Here is a 19,801-nt window from a genome sequence, read left to right as displayed (position 1 = left end):
CTTACTTTTTTATTGATTGCTCTAACGAGGCCGACATAACAGTTCTAAAACCGATATAAGACCTTGCTACATTTTCATCTTCAAAAGTTCTGGATGCATTTCTAATAAAATAAGAAGCATCTCGCCAAGATCCGCCTTTAACTACACGTTTGCTCGCTTGTAATCCACTTCCATTTGCACTAACTATTCTCGGATTTAAGTCAATCGCAGTTGCCTGGGGTGAAGATGAATAGACGTTTTCTGTCCACTCTGCCACATTCCCTGCCATATTATAAAGACCATAATTATTAGCACCGTATGATTTTGAAGGCTTTGTAAATAAACCACCGTCTGCCACATAATTTCCAGGAGCTAACTTATAATTTGCCATTACACAATCTTTAGGTCCATGCAATTCATTTCCCCAAGGATAATTTTTACCTTCCAATCCGCCTCTAGCTGCATATTCCCATTCAGCTTCTGTAGGCAACCTTATCTCGATTGGCTTTCTTTTAGTCCCTTTATACTCTCTATTAATTTTTTCAGTTTTCCAAATTGTATAAGCCTTCGCTTGTTTCCAGCTAACACCTACAACGGGGTAGTTTCCAAATTTAGGGTTAGAAAAATAATCTTTAACCATTAAATCGTTTCCTAAATTTTCGAAATCTTTAATCCAAACTGTAGTATCTGGATAAACATTTATGGTATCTCTAACAATAAAATCTTCCCTAGTTTTTGCTAAATTATCTCTATTTTTATAAGCCTCATTATAATCGAAAACCCCATAAGAAAAGTTTAGAATCCTCGTATCTAAATCTCCCTTCTTATTAAATAAATGATCTTGTTTAAAGAACATCTCGTCTAGCTTTGGATTTTTCTTTCTCGAAGATTTAGACCACAATAATTTTCCGGTAGTCACTAATTTCCAATCTATAGATTTTAAATCATTAGTGGATGACACTTTAGATTTTGATTTTACTAAAAATTGGTCCTTATTAGAAACAAAATTGGTAATTGCGATAGAATCACGAACCCAGTTTACAAACTCTCTGTATTCGTTATTTGTAACTTCATTTGCATCAATAAAAAATGAGGCAACACTAACTTTTCTATTTTGAGAAAATTGGTCAAATACAACGGGATCTTCACCTGCTCCTAAATCAAAAGTACCAGCAGGAATAAAAACCTGACCTGGAACAGGAGGCGTTACAGAACGATAATTTTGGGATGGGTTTACCCCAACCATACTTGCACATGAAGAAAATAAAACCGTTGCCAAGGCAAGGTAAATGACGTGTTTTTTCAAATTCCCTATTTTGTTATATCGTTAAAAATAGTAAAAGAAATTTAGCCACAAGAATAAATTTCTTTATTTATTAGATTTCTTGATATAATTTTCAAGCGCCATAATCATAGAAGGAGCTTGCGGATTTGGTGCCGCAATATCTACAATTAACCCTGCGTCTTCAACAGTCTTAGCTGTATTAGCTCCAAACGTTGCAATGCGTGTATTATTTTGCTTAAAGTCTGGAAAATTTTCAAAAAGTGAATGAATACTAGATGGACTAAAAAATGCAATCACATCATAAAACACCTCAGCTAAATCAGATAAATCACTAATTACAGTTTTAAACAAAACAGCTTTTGTGAAATCATAGCCGTTACTTTCTAAGAAACGCATAGTATCTTCAGTAGCCACATCCGAACATGGATATAAAAACTTTTCTGTGCTATGCTTTTTTAAAACTTCAGCTAAATCTGCAGCAGTTTGTTTACCAAAAAATATTTTACGTTTTCTATATTGAATATATTTTTGAAGATAAAGCGCGGTTGATTCAGAAATACAGAAATATTTCAAATCTACTGGCACTTCATAACGCATTTCTTCACAAATTCTAAAGAAATGATCCGCAGCATTTCTACTGGTAAATACTACTGCTGTAAAATCTCCCAAATTGATCTTATCCTTACGGAAATCGCGAGCCGGCACACCTTCAACATGAATGAAAGATCTGAAATCAATTTTTAAGTTGTATTTCTTTGCTAAGTCAAAATAGGGTGACTTCTCTGTTTCTGGTTTAGGCAATGTAACGAGTATACTCTTTACTTTACGCAGTCTGTCATCTTTATTCTCTTGCATTCTACTTAGTTATTTCCTTAATAGTCTATCGCCTTGATTAATATAAATATAGGGCAGATTTCGAGCGCACAAAAGTACAAAAATAAATACAATAAAGGAAACCGATTGGTAGATAAAATATTAACCCCCGCCCTTATAAATTGTATTAAACCAATCAATATCAATATGATGTAGGAAGCAATTATATAATAAACACCATATTTTAAAGGAGAAAGAACAAATGCAACCACTAATGGAAGAAACATTAATCCCGCAATAAAATAACATAAAAATAATATGGTTACATATTCATGTATCACCTTTCCTATATTTAATAGGAATCCCATAAATTTAAGCAAAACAATCTTTCCAAAATACAGAACTATAATTCCAATGCTTATAGTTAAGAAATATTGAAATCCACCCGCTAATTGATAATACTGGGAAACTAAATAGTAAAACATCCCGATTATAAATCCAAACACTATGAAAAGCATTATAAAAGGCCAAGAAGTAAATAAATTTTCTTCTTTATTTAGATTACCCAATACTCTATTGTTAAAAAATGCCTGAACAATCGTGTATAATTGTCGAGATACAGACAACCTCAACAACGAAAACAATACCAATAACCCTCCAATTAAACCTAATCCCCACGCCTGACCCTTGGGCAAATAAGCCCCTTGCTTTTTCATTAAAGCATCTGTATTAAATTTAAAATATTTTTGAAAATTATTGATATTTAAACCTGGTCGTTTATTTGCATGAATTATACTATCTAAAAGTGGGCTTGAATTAGATTGCATCTTTTTTAAAACCAACATAGAATTATAGACAGAATCTTGCAACCTGGCCCGTTCAGCTAAATAAGCTGAATCCCTAAAAAAATAACGCTTTTGTTGTATAACAGGCGTAGTATCTACAGGCAATTGAATACTAAAACCCGAGAGCCCTGCTAATAGTAATAAAGAAAACAACAAATACTTTAAGTTCATTTAGATATAAAATCTTTACAAATTTAACCTTTAAATAGATTTACCCTAATAAAGTATTTATTAATTTTTAACGAACAAGCCAATAAATGATCGAAATTTATTAGCTAATAAACTCTTTCTAATAAAAATTATGAATTTTTAACCCAACTAAACAATCCATTAAATTAATTATTACTATAAATATATGAATAATAATTAAAACAAACAAATAAATTACACGAAATTAATCCATTCGTTACCTTAAAAAGAATTTGAAATATAAATCTAATCTATAACTTGCAATCAAAATTTTAATCAAATGAAGCAATTCTTCCTATCACTTGTGTTGATTAGCTGCTCAGTATATGCATCAGCTCAAAATACAACAGAAAATTATTTCAAACTCACTAGAGAGGGGTTTAACAAAACTAATGCATATAACACTACAGCATTTGTAGAAAAGTACTTCAGACTACCCGGAAATTCAGGTTTCGATGCAAGTATCAGAAAAGTAGAATCTATTTTAAAAGAAGTTGGATTTGTTGAACAAAAAAACAATGAAAAGGAAAGCGTTTTAACCTACAGGATAGAAAAAAGACCCATGAGAAGAAATGCATGGGAGCCCGTAGATGCAAGTTTAAAATTAGTTGGTGAAAATACTCCACTTATGGAGTTTAAATCCAACAGAAATATGATTGCCATAAATTCTTCATCAACTCCAGAAAACGGAATAGAAACTGAAGTAGTATGGCTACAACCCAATACAAAAATCGAAGATTTAAATGTAGCTGGTAAAATAGTCTTCTCTGCTGATGTTTCTTCAGGAAGAATTTTTAGTTCAGCAATTAAGGCAGGTGCAGTTGGGGTAATTGGTTATAGTTTACCTAATTACAATCAACCTACAAAGCACCAAACGTCTGTATCTTTCTCTTCTATCCAAAACCCAGATAATAAAGGTTTTGCTATAAATGCTTCGTACGCTGTTAAGGAAAAACTGAAATCAGCTTTTTCAAAAGGACCTGTAAAAATGCAAGCAATGGTTAAGACCAAGTCTTATGCGGCGGAAGAATTAACAATCGTTGCAAATGTTCAAGGAAGTGAAAATCCTGATGAACGTTTTGTTTATAGCGCCCATGTTCAAGAACCTGGAGCTAATGATAATGCTTCTGGAGTTGGCGCGTTAGCAGAAATGGCACGACTTACCGCTTCTCTTTATAAATCAGGTAAAATTAAACCCAAAAGAACAATTACATTTTTATGGGGCGACGAAATAACTTCAACCGGCCGATATATTCAAGAAGATACAGTTAGAGCGAAAGGTATTCTTTGGGGCATGAGCTTAGATATGGTTGGAGAAAATACTGCAGTTACAGGTGGTACATTTTTATTAGAAAAAATGCCTGATCCTTCGGCAATATGGACAAGAGGTGAGGATAAACACAGCGAATGGGGCGCGGGTAATGTTACTGAAAAAGACTTATTCCCTCATTATTACAACGATTTTATTTACAACATATTAAAAGCACAAAGTAAACACGCCAATTGGGTCGTAAACTTTAATCCTTTTGAAGGTGGTAGTGACCATACACCATTTTTAAGAAATAAAATACCTGGCCTATTGATGTGGCATTTCACGGATGTTTTTTACCATACGGATAACGATAGAATAGATAAAGTTTCGGCAACAACGCTTCAAAATGTTGGTATTTCTGCACTTACAGCAGCCTTAGTTCTGACTAGCGCAGATGAAAATACAGCAATAACAATGGTAAAAGATGTTTTAGAAGCAGCTAAAGTTAGATTAAAAACAGAATTTGAATTAAGTTCGAAAAATATTGAAAATGGTGCAGCAGCTGATAAAGAAAAAAGAATTGTTGAAGTTTGGGGCAAATATTATGCAGATGCTTTAGCTACAATTAATAAAGTTCCTGTTAAGCAAGAATCTACTAAACTTGGATCCGCAATTAAGGTGGCGGTTTTAGATATCGAAAGAATAACGGCTGATTATTTATTGAAATTAAAATAATTGCCATTTACCAAAAAGCCCCAATTATAATTATAATTATAATTGGGGCTTTTTTTTTATTTCCTCTCCACTATTCGGTCCATTTTTTCAATACAGCCTTCTGTGCGGCACTAGCATTTGGATCTATCGTAATACTCAGTTTTAAAGGTCTATTTTGAGTAAGCTTTAAATTGATTTCCTTTTCTAATCCAGCTCTTAAAACCTTAAACTTCACTAAATCGCCTGGCTTTTTATTTGCCTTTAACATCATCGATTCTAGGTTCAGCTCTGGCTTATTACCATCCACTGATAATACTTCATCATTAACGTTTAAACCACCGTCCCATGCAGCAGAACCTCTAGCCACAATTGAAATAACCACAGCACCACAATTATCTTTTGCAGTTGCACCCAACCAAGTGCTCATTTCTCCTGTATTTTCGACTTTCAACCCAGCATAACCTAAATATTTTGCATATTCTATTGGATCAGTTCCATCAACATATTTTTTCCAGAACTCTGTAAAGTTTTTACCACTTACATCTTCCACCATTTTTTTAAACTCAGCATCAGTAAAGCCTTTATTTTCGCGCATGTTTTTTGCATACATGGCACGCATAACATCGTCTAAACTTTTCTGTCCTTTTGTAGCATTGATGATTTCTAAATCCATTAATATACCTATAACATCCCCTTTACTGTAATACGATACAGAATTATTTGTAGAGTTTTCATTCGGTCTATATTGAATAATCCAGGTATCGAAACTAGATGAAGATGCCGATTGTTGTTTTGCGCCAATTGTATTTTCAATTCCTGCAATAGAAGCCCCAACTGTATTTAGAAAATTCTGTTGAGTAGAAAATCCAGCTTTTAACATAGATTTAGTACTGTAATAAGTAGTAAATCCTTCGGATATCCATAAGTTCGTTGTATAATTCTCATTATTGTAATCAAACGGACCTAATGCAACTGGTCTCATTCTTTTCACATTCCATAAATGAAAATATTCATGAGCAACTAATCTTAGAAAGTTATTATAAATACCTGGCTGATTGTATCCATTTCGAGTTGCACCTAAAGTAGTAGAATTTAAATGCTCTAATCCACCTCTCCCATTTTCAAAATTATGAACGATAAAAACATAATGCTTATTTGGGTTCTCGCCATAAATTTTAGTTTGATACTCAACAATTTTTGCCATATCCTTTTTCAATATTGCTGGATCATAATTTCCTCCTCCATACATGGCTACTTCATGTTTTACGCCTGAAGCCATAAATTCAAAAACATCATGGTTTCCAATTTCAATTGGGCTATCAAATAATATATCGAAATCTGAAGCACGATAAGTAAATGGTTCATTCAATTTTTCTAATCCAGTTGAAACTTTTGACCAAATTTTTGGTAATTTTATTTTCACTGTACTCGGTTTGTTTAAATATCCATCAGGATACATAAAAACTCCAGTTGGAGATAGAAAGGCATGAGATTCATCAACAAATGAGGTTCTAACGCTTATTTCGAAAGCATAAACCTTATAACTTACTTGTATAGAATTTGCATTATTAGTGAATATTCGCCATGTATTTTTATTAATCTTCTGAACAGGCACTTCCTTTCCAGAAACGGAAGCTTTAAAAAACTCAACATTTTTTGGGAACTCCCTTATTAAATAAGATCCAGGTTGCCATACTGGCATTTTTAAATCGATATAAGATTTTTTTACCCCTTGGATATTCATCTCTACATCAGCATAATGTGCTTGAGGTTCAGTAAAACTTACTTTAAACTCAAATTTTTCCTGGGCTTTGACCGCAAACGATAATAAAGACAGCATTAAAATACTAAGAATTGTTGTTTTTTGTTTCATGTATAATTGTTCAGACTTAAAAAATTGACAAAGTATAAAGTTATAAATTTCTATATTTTTATTATCTAATATCCAATTTCAATACAACATTTAGAATTTGACATTAATCTTATAAAACGGTGTAACATACTTAATACATCCTAATGTCAACATGTATATTTGAATATTTTTGTCAACTAATTTAGAATAAATACAATTAAATTTTTTGTACTTTAAGTCGAGTAGTAGATTTAAATTCCCATTAATTAATACATACTTTAAACCATTTCATTTCCACTAATTAACCATGAAAAAAAGATACATTTTTTATATTGTTTTGGCCCTTGGACTAGCTTGGCTTGTTTATTATAGAATAGGGGAAAATAAAAAAATTCAAGGCGGTGGTGGTGCAGGAAAAGGACCTGGCGGACCAGGTGGTGGATCTGCGATGAGTGTAAATGGAATTATTGTTGATTATTCAGATTTCAATAACGCCTTAGAAGTTACAGGTAATATTGAAGCTAATGAATCGGTTTCACTTCATGGAGAAGTATCAGGACTGGTAACTGGAATTTATTTTCAGGAAGGTTCTTATGTTCAAAAAGGAAAATTATTAGTTAAGATTAACGACAGAGATATTCAAGCTCAACTTCAGCAAGCTAAAACGAAGGAAGCACTTTCTGCTACCAGCGAAAACAGAGCAAAGCAATTATTGGCAAAAGGAGCCATTAGTCAGGAAGAGTATGATATCGCGTTGGCTGATTTAAACACTTTAAAAGCTCAAACCGCATTAATTCAATCGCAATTAGCTAAAACTTCAATTGTAGCTCCATTTAGCGGGAAAATTGGTTTAAGATCCATATCGGTTGGTGAATATTTAACGCCTGCAACTTCTATTGCTAATCTTCTAAGTATAGATCAGGTTAAGGTGAGTTTTTCAATACCAGAAAAATATATGTCGCAAATTAAGACTGGATCTGAAATTAAATTCTATACCGACGGAAGTAGTGTAGAACACATTGGAAAAGTTTATGCTATTGAACCAGGCGTAAATACAGAAACCAGAACCTTACAGATAAAAGCTTTGGCTAATAATCAAAAAAATCTTCTTTTGCCAGGGTCATTTGCTAAAATTAAGTTGACATTAAACACATTAAAAGATGCTATTTTGGTGCCTAATGAATCTGTAATTCCTGTTTTAAAAGGGAAAATTGTTTACATCAGTAAAAACGGTTTAGCAACGCAAGTTCCGGTAGAAGCAGGAACTAGAACAGCTGATAAAATATTAATTACGCAAGGATTATCGAAAGGCGACACGGTATTAACCACTGGAGCATTAACAATTAAAGATGGCGCTCCTGTAAAAGTTAACATTGTAAAAATTGAGAAATAAAAGATGAGTATAGCAACCCTTAGTATTAAGAGGCCTGTACTGGCCATCGTAATGAACTTAATGATAGTCCTTTTCGGGATTATCGGTTTTACCTTCCTTGGTGTTAGAGAGTACCCTTCTATAGACCCAACTACCGTATCTGTTAGAACATCTTATCCTGGTGCTAACTCAGATATTATTGAATCTCAAATTACCGAACCTTTAGAAAAAGCAATCAATAGTATAGATGGAATTAGAAATATATCATCTTCAAGTAATCAAGGTTCAAGTAATATTACAATTGAGTTTAACTTAGGTAAGAATATTGAAGAAGCAGCAAACGATGTTAGAGATAAGGTTTCGCAGGCTGCCAGAAGTTTACCAAAAGATATAGACGGCTTACCAGTTGTAAGTAAAGCCGATGCCAATTCTGATGCAATTATCTCAATGACTATTCAGAGCGATAAACGTAATCAATTAGAATTAAGTGATTATGCTGAAAATGTTATCGCAGAAAGAATTCAAACCATCCCTGGAGTAAGTGGGGTTCAAATTTGGGGGCAAAAAAGATATGCCATGCGAATTTGGATTGATCCAAATAAATTAGCGGCATACGGACTTACCTCAAGAGATGTTGTTAATGCATTAGATAGGGAGAACGTAGAATTACCTTCTGGAAAAATTACCGGTGCTACAACAGAATTAACTGTAAAAACTCTAGGAAAATTAACTAATGAGGAGCAATTTAACAACCTTATTATTGTAAATGACGGCACAAATGTTATAAAACTTCAAGATATTGGAAGGGCAGTTTTAGGTCCTGAAAACGAAGAAACAATTGCCCGAGAATCTGGCAAACCAATGGTAGCGGTGGCTATTCAGCCTCAACCAGGAGCCAATTATTTAGAAATTTCTGCAGAGTTTTATAGAAGATTAGAAATTCTTAAAAAAGATTTACCAGAAGATATAAAAGTTAATATTGCTTTAGATAATACCATTTTTATTAAGAGATCGGTTACAGAGGTTGCCGAAACTATTATCCTTTCCTTAATCCTAGTAATTTTAATTATCTACCTATTCTTTAGAGATTGGGCAATTGCAATAAGACCTTTAATTGATATTCCAGTTTCCTTAGTATTTACATTCTTTATAATGTATATATGCGGGTTTTCTATTAACGTGCTTACATTACTCGCCATAGTTTTGGCTACTGGTTTGGTAGTGGATGATGGAATTGTTGTAACTGAGAATATTTTCAAAAAATTAGAAGAAGGTTATTCTCCTTTTGAAGCCGCAATAAAAGGTTCTAATGAAATTATTTTTGCCGTTATATCTATATCTATAACCTTGGCGGCAGTATTCCTACCAGTTGTATTCCTAGAAGGGTTTGTTGGTAGATTATTTAGAGAGTTTGGAATTGTAATTGGTGGTGCCGTTTTAATTTCTGCCTTCGTTTCATTAACATTAACACCGATGTTAAATGCGTACTTAATGAAGAGTACAGGGCATAACAAATCGAAGTTCTATAATTTTACGGAACCTTATTTTGTGAAATTAAATGAAGGATACGCATCTAACTTAAACGCATTTTTAAATAAGCGCTGGTTGGCTTTACCTATCTTATTAGTGTGTTTTGGATTAATTGTGTTATTCTGGAATTTACTTCCAAAAGAAACAGCGCCGTATGATGATAGAAGTGCCATTACTGTAAACGTTTCTACACCAGAAGGTGCTTCGTTTGAATATACAGATAGATTTATCATGAATCTAACGAAGATGGTGAATGATTCTATTCCTGAAAAGAAAGTTATGATTACGCTTACATCGCCAGGGTTTGGTGGTGCTGGTGCAGCAAACAACGGATTTTTAAGAATGGGGTTAACCGATCCTTCGGAGAGAGATTTAACTCAGAAACAAGTTGCAGATAAGCTTACTAAAATCACTAAAACTTATAGCGAAGGTAGAGTAGTTGTTTCTCAACAACCTACCATTTCTGTAGGTCGTCGTGGAGGATTACCTGTAAGTTATATTATTCAGGCTCAAAATTTTGAGCAATTGAGAGAAAAAATACCTGTATTTATGGAGGAAGTAAGTAAAAACCCAACTTTCTCTGTTTCGGACGTCAATTTAAAGTTTAATAAACCTGAAATAAATCTTACTATTGATAGAGATAAAGCAAAAAACTTAGGTGTTAGTATTGTTGATATTGCACAAAGTTTGCAGTTAGGACTCTCTGGACAGCGCTTTTCTTATTTCTTTATGAACGGGAAGCAATATCAAGTTATTGGACAATTTGAGAAAAGTGATCGTTCAGATCCTTTAGATTTAAGTACTATTTATGTACGTAATGATAAAGGAATATTAATTCAATTAGACAATTTAGTAAATGCACGAGAAGAAAGTAGTCCGCCTCAATTATACAGAAACAATCGTTTTATCTCTGCAACAGTATCTGCTGGTTTAGCTCCAGGTAAAAGTATTGGAGATGGTATTGATGCAATGGATGAAATTGCTGCTAAAGTGCTAGATGAACGTTTTTCTACAGATTTAAGTGGCGAGTCAAGAGATTTTAAAGAAAGTTCTTCGAATACTTTATACGCATTTGGATTAGCTTTATTATTGGTTTACTTAATATTATCAGCCCAATTCGAAAGCTTTAAAGATCCTGCTATTATTATCTTAACCGTCCCATTAGCTGTTGCTGGAGCATTTTTATCGCTTTGGTTAACAGGTCAAAGTTGGAATATATTTAGTCAGATTGGAACCATCATGCTAATTGGTTTGGTTACCAAGAACGGTATTTTAATTGTAGAATTTGCTAACCAACTTAAAGAAGAAGGTAAATCAGTTGCAGAAGCTATTCGTGAAGCTTCTGTTAGTCGACTTAGACCTATCTTAATGACCAGTTTAGCTATCGCATTAGGTGCACTTCCAATTGCTATGGCCTTAGGCGCTGCAGCAAAAAGTAGAATGAGTATGGGTATTGTAATTATTGGAGGTACATTATTTTCATTAATTTTGACATTGTTTGTTATCCCTGCTATATATTCTTATTGGAGTAAGGAACATGTTGCGAATAAGGATTTAGAGAAATCATTACAAAACGAAGGGGATTCAAAAAATTAATACGCACTATGTCGTTAAAAAAAAATATTCTATTTATTGCGCTTTTCCTTGGAGCATTTTATTCAAAAGCACAAGAAAAGTTAACTTTAAATGAAGCAATTCAACAAGCTTTAAAAAACAATTACGATATAAAAATCGTAAATAATAACGCTGAAATTTCTAAGAACAATGTTAATCTAGGAAATGCTGGAATGTTACCTCGATTAACGGGTGACGCATCAACTGGCGGAGGAATTTCGAATTCTGTTTTAACCAACTCAAGTGGTGTAGAAAGAACGGTAAACGGCGCAAAAAACACTAATTTTTCTTATGGAGTTAATTTAGGCTGGACGTTATTTGATGGATTCCAAATGTTCACCAATTACGAAAGATTAAAAGAGCTACAGAAATTAGGTGAAATAGGAATTAGAACGGCCGTTTTAAATACAGTTTCTGATGTAATTATTGGATATTATGATTTAGCACGTCAACAAAAATTAATTATTGCGAGAGACACAGCTATAGATATTTCGAACTTCAGATTAAAATTAGCACAAAACAAACTTGATATTGGAAGAGGGTCTAAATTGGATGTTCTAACTGCAGAGGTTGATTATAACGCCGATACAGCTTTATACCTTCAACTAAAAAATAATGCTAAACAATCTATGATTAATCTTAACCGATTAATGGCTAGAGATCCAAATATAATTTTTGAAGTAGACCAGCAATTGGATAGTGATTTGAATTTAAATTTAACTGATTTAATGAATCAAGCAGCTACTTTAAATCCTATAATCCAAAATTCAGTAATAAATAATAGAATTGCCGAATTAAATTTAAAAGCAACAAAAGGTCAAAAATTACCTGTTGTACAATTAAATTCTGGTTATAATTTTAATAGAAGTATGACCCCTACCGGCTTTAATCAGCAAATGAGGAGTAATGGTTTTACTTATGGATTTTCTGCCAGCATCAATATTTTTAATGGAAATTTGCAAAAGCAAAATGAACGAAATGCTAAAATTGAAATTAAAAACACTGAACTAAGCTTATCTCAAGCTAAAGAATCTGTTAATGCTCAAATTTTAACTGCATATAGAACTTACGATACTGGGAAAGAATTATTAAATTTAGAAAATAAAAATGTTGAAATTGCACGTCAATATTTAGACATTACATTAGAAAAATACAGATTGGGAAGTATAAGTCCATTAGATGTTAGAGATGCTCAAATTGCATATTTAGCAGCTCTAACCAGACATGTAGAAGCTCAATTTCAAGTTAAATTAAATGAAATTACCCTTAAGGAAATAAGCGGTACATTAAATATCCAGTAATATGATTCTTGTAGCAGATAGTGGCTCGTCGAAAACAGATTGGCGAGGTTATTACAAGGGGGAGATTTTTGAATTTAATACTCCTGGAATAAATCCTTACTTTTTAAATGCCAACGATATAGCAAAAGTAATTGCGAAGGATAAAAATTTATTAAGTATTGCCAATAAAGTAAGAGAGATATATTTTTTTGGGGCAGGAAGCTCTTCTCCAGATAAACATGAGATAATTTCTAATGGATTATCTTCAGTTTTTACAAAATCATTTATTAGTGTCGACAACGATTTAATAGGTTCAGCATATGCAACTTGTGGTGAGCAACCTGGTTTTACTTGCATCTTAGGAACAGGCTCTAATGTTTCATTTTATGATGGTAAAGAATTATATCATGGCACACATGGATTAGGCTATATTTTAGGTGATGAAGGCTCTGGCACATGGTTCGGCAAAAAATTATTGGTATCATGGCTTTATGATTTAATGCCTGATGAATTGGCTAAAGATTTCGCAGAAACTTATGAAGTAGATAAAAATACTATCATTACCAATGTCTATATGAAGCCATTTCCTAACATTTACCTAGCGAGCTTCACAAGATTCATGAGTAAACATAAAGATCATCCTTTTATTCAAAATATACTTTGTGTAGGTTTCCAAGAATTTGTTGACACCAATTTAAAAGACCAAAAAAATCCAGATAACTTACCTTTTAATTTTGTAGGTTCTATTGCATATCATTTTCAAGATAAATTAAAGCAAATCTGTAATAAAAACGGTATTAATGTAGGTAACATTATACAAAAACCAATTGATTCGCTCTTCAAATTTGTTTTAAATAGAGAGGGCTTATTACAACCTGAAATAAGCGCTTAAATTAAAATGAGTAAGCAAAAAACTACTTCAAACGATAAAATAAATTATATAGCTGAAAGTTTATTAGAGCGTTTTATCCCCAAAGATAAAGAAGTAAATTCCTTAAAATTTTGCTTCACCTTACCCCCATCAGAAAGTTATGAAGCGCACTTCATAAAAAAAAATAACATTTGGGAATTGATAAGTGTTGAACGTCAATTCCCTAACCTTTAGAATCTTCTTTCTTAGAAATAGTTTCTATTAATTGCTTTAAATCTAAACTTATCAAATAACTCGGCTCTACTTGCAATATCTGAGAAATACTAAACAATCTTTCTAAATTAATATTGCTATATCCTAACTCTATTTTGCTATAGGCATTTTGAGATATTCCAATTTTAGCAGCTAAGTAATCTTGAGTATAATTTCGAAATTCACGAACACCTCTAATATTCGAAGCAACGAATTTTGTTTTTGTTTTCGGCAATGTAGTCATATATAGTAATGGTTCAACAATACTTCTGCACTAGGATAGATATCTAAATCTTATAATTTTAAAACATTAGATCATTTGATTTGTTCTAAAATTTTTCAATTATCGAAATTTAGAAGGAAAACATAACCGATTGACAATTAAAATCTTAAACCATCACCTGAAATAATCAAAAATATTAATCTAATTACTTCGTCAAAAAATTGAATTTATTACTACCAAAAACAGATTCTCTTATGTATTTTAAGTTATGCAATTCAATAAAATATCCATAATTACACTTTCATTATTGTTTTTCTTTTTGAATGGAGCGTTCTCACAAAACTATACAAGAGACAAAAGAAATAAAGGAGAAATTAATTCATCAAGAAATTGGTGGGATGTTTTAAAATATGATATAGAATTTGAACCCTTTATTCAAAGTAAAAGTTTAATTGGTATATCAAACATTACTTATAAAGTTCTGGAAAGTAATCATGATAAATTAATGCAAATTGATTTAAATTCACCACTCAAAATAGATAGTGTTTTTTTAGGTTCTGAAAAAATTGAAGTAACAAATGATTCTGGTGTTTACTACTTAAAACTTCCAATACAATCAAAAAATAGTATTCATAAAATAAGCATTTATTACAGTGGAAATTTAACAGAATCTACAAATCCCCCATGGGAAGGCGGATGGGTTTTTGGCAAAGATGCTCAAAATAGACCCTTAGTAACCGTAATTAGTCACGGGAAATCTGGAACATCTGCTTGGTTTCCTGGAAAAGATCACCCAAGTGATGAACCTGAACAAGGTGCTTCTGTAAAAATAACTGTACCCGACTCATTAGTAGGAGTTTCAAACGGAAGATTAGTAGAAATAAAAGAATTTAAGAATAAAAAAACCTTCCATTGGGAAGTTAAAAACAGCATCAATCCACAGCTTATTGTCCCTTATATCGGAAAATATGTGAATTTCGGTCAGCAATACCCTGGTTTAAAAGGTAATTTAGATTTAAGTTATTGGGTACTTGATTATAATTTAGAAAAGGCAAAAATTCACTTTACTAAGGAAGTTTTTCCGATGTTAGAAGCTTATGAATATTGGATGGGCCCCTACCCTTTTTATGAAGACAGCTATAAGTTAATTGAGGTTCCTTATGTTGGTATGGAACACCAAAGTGCTATAGCATACGGAAATAATTACAAAGGAGGGTATAATGGCGTTGATATTTCGGGCGTTGGACTACATACAAAATGGGATTTTATTATCGTGCATGAATCTGCCCATGAATGGTTTGGAAATAATATATCAACTCGAGATTTAGCGGACAATTGGGTACATGAGGGGCTTTCTAGTTATGCAGAAACACTATATGTTGAATATAATTATGGTAGTGAAATTGCCCATGAATATAATTTTGGTACGCGAAAAAACATAAAAAATGATAAACCAATAATTTCTGAATATAATACCTACTCTTTAGGTAGTGAAGATATGTATGCCAAAGCAGCAAACATGATGCACTCAATTAGAAATAGTATAAACAATGATGTGAAGTTTAGAAATATATTACATGGCCTAAATACAAAATTTCAGAAACAAGTAGTAACCAGTTTAGATATAGAATACTTTATTTCAACTCAAGCTGGTTTTGATTATAAACCAGTATTTAATCAATATTTAAGAAATACAGAAATTCCTGTTTTAGAATATTATTTAGACTCATCAAAAGGTGTTATTAAATACAGATATACAAACTGCATCCCTAACTTTAGTTTGCCTTTGGTGCTTACCTCTAAAAATGCTATTTTAAGAATCCAACCAACTACCACATGGAAAAATACACAATTAAGTGAAAATCAAATTAAATTAATTGTTGAAAAAGCTATAGAAAAAAAATACTACATAAAAGTTAACAGACTGCTTTAGATTAAATTATTCTTTATTTCATCATTTTTATTTTCTTCTATTTAATTTTTATTTAGTAACTTTCTTGTTAGTAAAGCACATAACTAAGTTTTTAGTCTTGCATTAATACTAACACCTATGAAAGTTTTAAAACTTTTGTTATTTAATTTAATTCTACTTTCATGTCTGCTTTTTGCAAAAAAAAGTAGAGCTCAGTATTTTGAGTTAAACAAAGATTTAAAATCCTACAACATACCCTTTAAATTAATCAAAAACATGATTGTTGTTGAATTAAACATAAATGGTAAAGGTCCTTATAATTTCATAGTAGATTCTGGTTCCCCATTAGTTTTAATTATGGATCCCAATTTAATAGACACAACAAATCTATTAAACAAGAGAACACTTTTATTATCTGGGATTTCGGAAGGCGAAATTTTTGAAGCATTAATCCCAGGCCCACAGAATTTCGATTTTGGTGAATCATTAAAGAGTGTAAACCTAACACCTGCTATTTTAAAATCAGACTACTTCGGAGTTTCTAATTTTATGGGGATTAAAGTTCACGGTTTATTAGGATATGAATTCTTTACACATCTCAAACTTAGATTCGATTTTACAAATTCATTGATTACCGTTTTTTCAGAAAATGCAAAAATATCTTATCGAAAATTTCAAAAAATTCCAATTACCATTGAAAATAAAAAACCTTACTTAGTTAGTAATATTACTTTTTATGATAATTCTCAATGCAATTGCAAATTAGTATTAGATATTGGAGCAGGCCATGGATTATCATTAGAACATACCAATTTAAAAAACTGGCCAGTTACCAACACAATTAAAGCAAATTTAGGAAGAGGCTTAACAGGTTTAATTACAGGCGAAATTGGTAGAGTAAAACAATTAAAAATTGGCAAATTAAAAATAAACAACCCTATATCTGCTTTCCCCTTAAACCTCCATAGGTCTACTTTAAATAATAATAGAGATGGCAATTTAGGAACAGAATTATTAAAAAGGTATACTTTAATTGTAGATTTTAAAAACGAATTACTTTATTTAAAGCCTAGATTTGTTTATTTTCCAAATCAAGAGCACGATATGAGTGGCATAGAACTATATGCAACGGGAAAAGATTTAAATGATATTTATATCAGTAGAATTGAACCAGGATCGCCGTCAGATGAAATTGGATTAAAAGAAAATGATCAAATTTATAAGGTAAACTTAATTCCAGCGGAAGAAATTGGAGTTGAAGCACTAGGCGAATTATTTAAATCTGAAAATGGAAAAAGTATCTTTATTGAAATATTAAGAGAAGGAAAAAGGTTAAATTTTATTATTACACTAAAAAGACGAGTATAAATCAACCCTTTGTTATTTTTAATTAATGTAAATTTGTAAAAATTTAAACTTATACCCTATTAAAAAAATTGTATATTGTATTTAATATGCATTTCTGACAAGAATGAATAGTACTATAAACGGAAAATCAATATTTAAGTTTCTATCTACCATCTATATCATTGCACAGTTTAGTAATATAAGTTTTGCGCAAAATCCATTTGAAACAGCTTTAAAATTAAAAATGGATTCACTAGTTTCATCTCCCGGAACAGAATACGCGCAACCTACTTTTATGCCAAACAACAGTATTCAAAGCATAATGACTCCATCTGGATGGGGTGGCAATGGGGCTTATTTTTTCGCAGTAATTGGTGGTGTTTATCCTGCACTGTACACACAAAAAGCAGATATGATTGGAGCAGTAGGTGCAAGTATTGGAAGTTCAGAAAAACATGTTAATTTTTCCGCAAGTATAAATATTGCACGACTTTCTGAATTTAAAGATTTTTCGGCAAATTTTATTTTAAGTAGACAAATTGGAGGAGGAAGTAGTCTTTCTTTAGGTGCACTTCAGTTATTTTCAGACCCTAAAGTTTCTGACTCTCCGGATGGAAGTTATTATATAGCATTTAGTCACTCTTCTCAAAAAATGGCGCCTAAAACTCAAGGATACTCTCCACTAACCTATACTATTGGTGTAGGAAATGGAAGATTTTTACTAAAAAGTCCTTATGATGTACTTGCTGGAAAAGGTAAATATGGAACTGCTATTTTTGGAAACGTTTCATATGAAGTATTTAAAGATATTAATGTAAATTTAGAATGGTCAGGAACCAACCTTGGAATATCAACTGGTTTTAGACCTTTTCCCAATAATATAACAGTAGGTTTAGGTATTTATAACCTTACAGGATATTCTGGAGACAAACCGAGTATGATTGGAAGTATTGGCTTCCCATATTCACTAAAAAAATTAAAAAATTCAACAAATAATAATATTTTCTAAAATGAACAAAATATTAATAAAGCTTTTTCTTTTTGTTGGCTTATTATTCGGTGGTTCTGCTGTTGCTCAATCCGGGCTTAACAATAATTCTAATTGGAAAACGCCTATTCCAAATACAGTTTTACCTAGCTCACCTACAAGTCCTAATAATTTAACAGGAAATGTAACCGTAAACCCTTTCAGTATTCAGGCGCCACCGGTTCCTTCAATACCATCATTAGCAGGTTTAAATTTACCTACTAACATTCCGAATATTAATTTAAACAATTTAATTCCAGCAATGCCGGTAAGTCCACCTGCCCCTGCAGTGCCATCTCCTGCATTTGTTGCTTCTATGGCTCCTACGGCACCTATGATTTCATTACCCGTTTTACCTACATTACCACCCGTTGCTCCCATCACACCTGTTCCAGAATTAAGATTGGTAGTTCGACCATAAATATTATGAAGACGAAAAATATTTTAAAACTAATATTTCTTTTTTGTTTTATTTCCCAAGTTTCGGCAACTTATGCTCAAAACTTAAATAGAGCATTTGATTTTAAAGTTGGTGATGAGTATGTAAAAAACACTAAAGTAATCTCAACCGGCGTAGTTGAAAGAGGTGAACAAAATGTTAGCGTAAATACCGAATCTCAAATAAAAAAATCTATAAAAGTAACAGATTCTACATCCAATGGATATGGTTTTAAAATTACCATTGAAGAAATGGACAATAAAATCGAATCCTTAAATAATGTACTTCATTTTAACTCTAATAAACCCGTAGACCCAAGTTCTAAAATAGAAAAAGCATTAAGGTATATGCTAGATAAGCCTGTTGAACTTAAAACGGATAAATATGGCATTGTTCTCTCTACTGAAGATCCTTCGAAACTACTGGCTAATGATACGCTCCTTGCTTTTGCAGGAATACAGCCTGAATTTTTTGAACGTGGAGATCTTTTTTCATTAGTAGGTGATTTTCAATACGACCCTTCATTAAAAAAAGGATATAGCTGGACAGACTCTCTGGTTATTGATGAGCAAAAGATGGTTACTGAATACTTAATCGAAGAAGTAACTAAAGAAAGTACAGTAATTAAACTTACTACCTCATCTTTTGGAAGATTAATAAACAGTAACATAAATGCAACTTATATTGTCGACAATAAATCGGGTGTTATTCTTGAAAAAATAATCTATACCATCTCTACCGGATTTAGAGTGTCTAATAAAGTCTTATTTGCAATTTCTCGAAGTACGAGTATAGTGGAAACTATTACTAAACGAACACCCACATTAACATCAAAGTAGATAATAATTTATCTATTTTAATTCCTTTAATCAAAGGTAATTAGACCTAAAATTACAAGTTGTTTCTTTTTACAATAACCTTACATATTTTAAGTTGATTTAAGCTTGATTTTTTAGAATTTTAGGATTGTATAAATTACCCTGAAGTTTATATAACTTTTAGATC

Annotated in this window: 16 protein-coding genes; 11 read left to right on the top strand and 5 right to left on the bottom strand. The window is 31.9% G+C overall.

Annotated features, from left to right (window positions below; genetic code table 11):
* Position 1: 1 nt before the first annotated feature.
* The 3 genes from porK to VRU49_RS05240 all read right to left on the bottom strand — a co-directional run bounded on the left by porK (position 2) and on the right by VRU49_RS05240 (position 3,093).
* Positions 2 to 1,285, bottom strand: a complete 1,284-nt coding sequence (gene porK / locus VRU49_RS05250) for a T9SS ring complex lipoprotein PorK/GldK (protein ID WP_330145735.1) — start codon at positions 1,283 to 1,285, stop codon at positions 2 to 4.
* Between the two features lie 63 nt (positions 1,286 to 1,348).
* Positions 1,349 to 2,119 (bottom strand): uroporphyrinogen-III synthase, encoded by a 771-nt coding sequence (locus tag VRU49_RS05245; protein WP_330145734.1) that lies wholly within the window; start codon positions 2,117 to 2,119, stop codon positions 1,349 to 1,351.
* Positions 2,120 to 2,136: 17 nt separating this feature from the next.
* Positions 2,137 to 3,093 carry a DUF4271 domain-containing protein gene (locus VRU49_RS05240; protein WP_330145733.1) on the bottom strand — a complete coding sequence of 319 codons (957 nt, stop codon included), beginning with the start codon at positions 3,091 to 3,093 and terminating at the stop codon, positions 2,137 to 2,139.
* A gap of 298 nt (positions 3,094 to 3,391) precedes the next feature.
* Here VRU49_RS05240 and VRU49_RS05235 point away from each other — a divergent pair, with 298 nt between their 5' ends.
* Entirely contained in the window at positions 3,392 to 5,098 is a 1,707-nt protein-coding gene (locus tag VRU49_RS05235) for a M28 family peptidase (RefSeq protein WP_330145732.1), read from the top strand.
* A gap of 70 nt (positions 5,099 to 5,168) precedes the next feature.
* Here VRU49_RS05235 and VRU49_RS05230 read toward each other — a convergent pair whose 3' ends face one another.
* Positions 5,169 to 6,950: a M61 family metallopeptidase gene (locus tag VRU49_RS05230; protein WP_330145731.1), complete on the bottom strand. Its 1,782-nt coding sequence runs from the start codon at positions 6,948 to 6,950 to the stop codon at positions 5,169 to 5,171.
* A gap of 286 nt (positions 6,951 to 7,236) precedes the next feature.
* On the opposite strand from VRU49_RS05230, the gene VRU49_RS05225 reads away from it, so the two are divergent.
* Genes VRU49_RS05225 through VRU49_RS05205 form a run of 5 tightly spaced genes read left to right on the top strand, consistent with a single transcriptional unit; the run spans position 7,237 to position 13,830 of the window.
* On the top strand, positions 7,237 to 8,322 hold the full coding sequence (locus VRU49_RS05225; protein WP_330145730.1) for an efflux RND transporter periplasmic adaptor subunit: 1,086 nt from the start codon (positions 7,237 to 7,239) through the stop codon (positions 8,320 to 8,322).
* A 3-nt stretch (positions 8,323 to 8,325) separates the two neighbouring features.
* Positions 8,326 to 11,427 (top strand): efflux RND transporter permease subunit, encoded by a 3,102-nt coding sequence (locus VRU49_RS05220; protein WP_330145729.1) that lies wholly within the window; start codon positions 8,326 to 8,328, stop codon positions 11,425 to 11,427.
* Between the two features lie 8 nt (positions 11,428 to 11,435).
* On the top strand, positions 11,436 to 12,746 hold the full coding sequence (locus tag VRU49_RS05215) for a TolC family protein (RefSeq protein ID WP_330145728.1): 1,311 nt from the start codon (positions 11,436 to 11,438) through the stop codon (positions 12,744 to 12,746).
* A 1-nt stretch (position 12,747) separates the two neighbouring features.
* Positions 12,748 to 13,617 (top strand): N-acetylglucosamine kinase, encoded by an 870-nt coding sequence (locus tag VRU49_RS05210; RefSeq protein ID WP_330145727.1) that lies wholly within the window; start codon positions 12,748 to 12,750, stop codon positions 13,615 to 13,617.
* 6 nt (positions 13,618 to 13,623) lie between these two features.
* Positions 13,624 to 13,830, top strand: a complete 207-nt coding sequence (locus tag VRU49_RS05205; RefSeq protein ID WP_330145726.1) for a hypothetical protein — start codon at positions 13,624 to 13,626, stop codon at positions 13,828 to 13,830.
* On the opposite strand, the gene VRU49_RS05200 is transcribed toward VRU49_RS05205, so the two are convergent.
* The gene (locus VRU49_RS05200) at positions 13,820 to 14,092 is read right to left on the bottom strand and encodes a helix-turn-helix domain-containing protein (RefSeq protein ID WP_330145725.1); all 273 of its coding nucleotides are present in this window, start codon (positions 14,090 to 14,092) and stop codon (positions 13,820 to 13,822) included. The genes VRU49_RS05205 and VRU49_RS05200 overlap by 11 nt on opposite strands.
* A 247-nt stretch (positions 14,093 to 14,339) precedes the next feature.
* Between VRU49_RS05200 and VRU49_RS05195 the strand changes: the two genes are divergently transcribed.
* From VRU49_RS05195 to VRU49_RS05175, 5 genes are all read left to right on the top strand, one after another.
* A complete protein-coding gene (locus tag VRU49_RS05195) occupies positions 14,340 to 16,004 on the top strand; it encodes a M1 family metallopeptidase (protein ID WP_330145724.1) in 1,665 nt (554 codons plus the stop codon).
* A 117-nt stretch (positions 16,005 to 16,121) separates the two neighbouring features.
* Positions 16,122 to 17,351, top strand: a complete 1,230-nt coding sequence (locus VRU49_RS05190; RefSeq protein WP_330145723.1) for a PDZ domain-containing protein — start codon at positions 16,122 to 16,124, stop codon at positions 17,349 to 17,351.
* 103 nt (positions 17,352 to 17,454) lie between these two features.
* Positions 17,455 to 18,339: a hypothetical protein gene (locus VRU49_RS05185; protein ID WP_330145722.1), complete on the top strand. Its 885-nt coding sequence runs from the start codon at positions 17,455 to 17,457 to the stop codon at positions 18,337 to 18,339.
* 1 nt (position 18,340) lies between these two features.
* Positions 18,341 to 18,778, top strand: a complete 438-nt coding sequence (locus VRU49_RS05180) for a hypothetical protein (RefSeq protein WP_330145721.1) — start codon at positions 18,341 to 18,343, stop codon at positions 18,776 to 18,778.
* A 5-nt stretch (positions 18,779 to 18,783) separates the two neighbouring features.
* Positions 18,784 to 19,635: a hypothetical protein gene (locus VRU49_RS05175; RefSeq protein WP_330145720.1), complete on the top strand. Its 852-nt coding sequence runs from the start codon at positions 18,784 to 18,786 to the stop codon at positions 19,633 to 19,635.
* Positions 19,636 to 19,801: the final 166 nt, after the last annotated feature.

Origin of the sequence: Pedobacter flavus (genome assembly GCF_036324285.1) — a bacterium.
Lineage (GTDB): Bacteria > Bacteroidota > Bacteroidia > Sphingobacteriales > Sphingobacteriaceae > Pedobacter > Pedobacter flavus.
The sequence above is the reverse complement of the archived record's forward strand: the minus strand, read 5'-3'. Positions and strand labels throughout refer to the sequence as shown.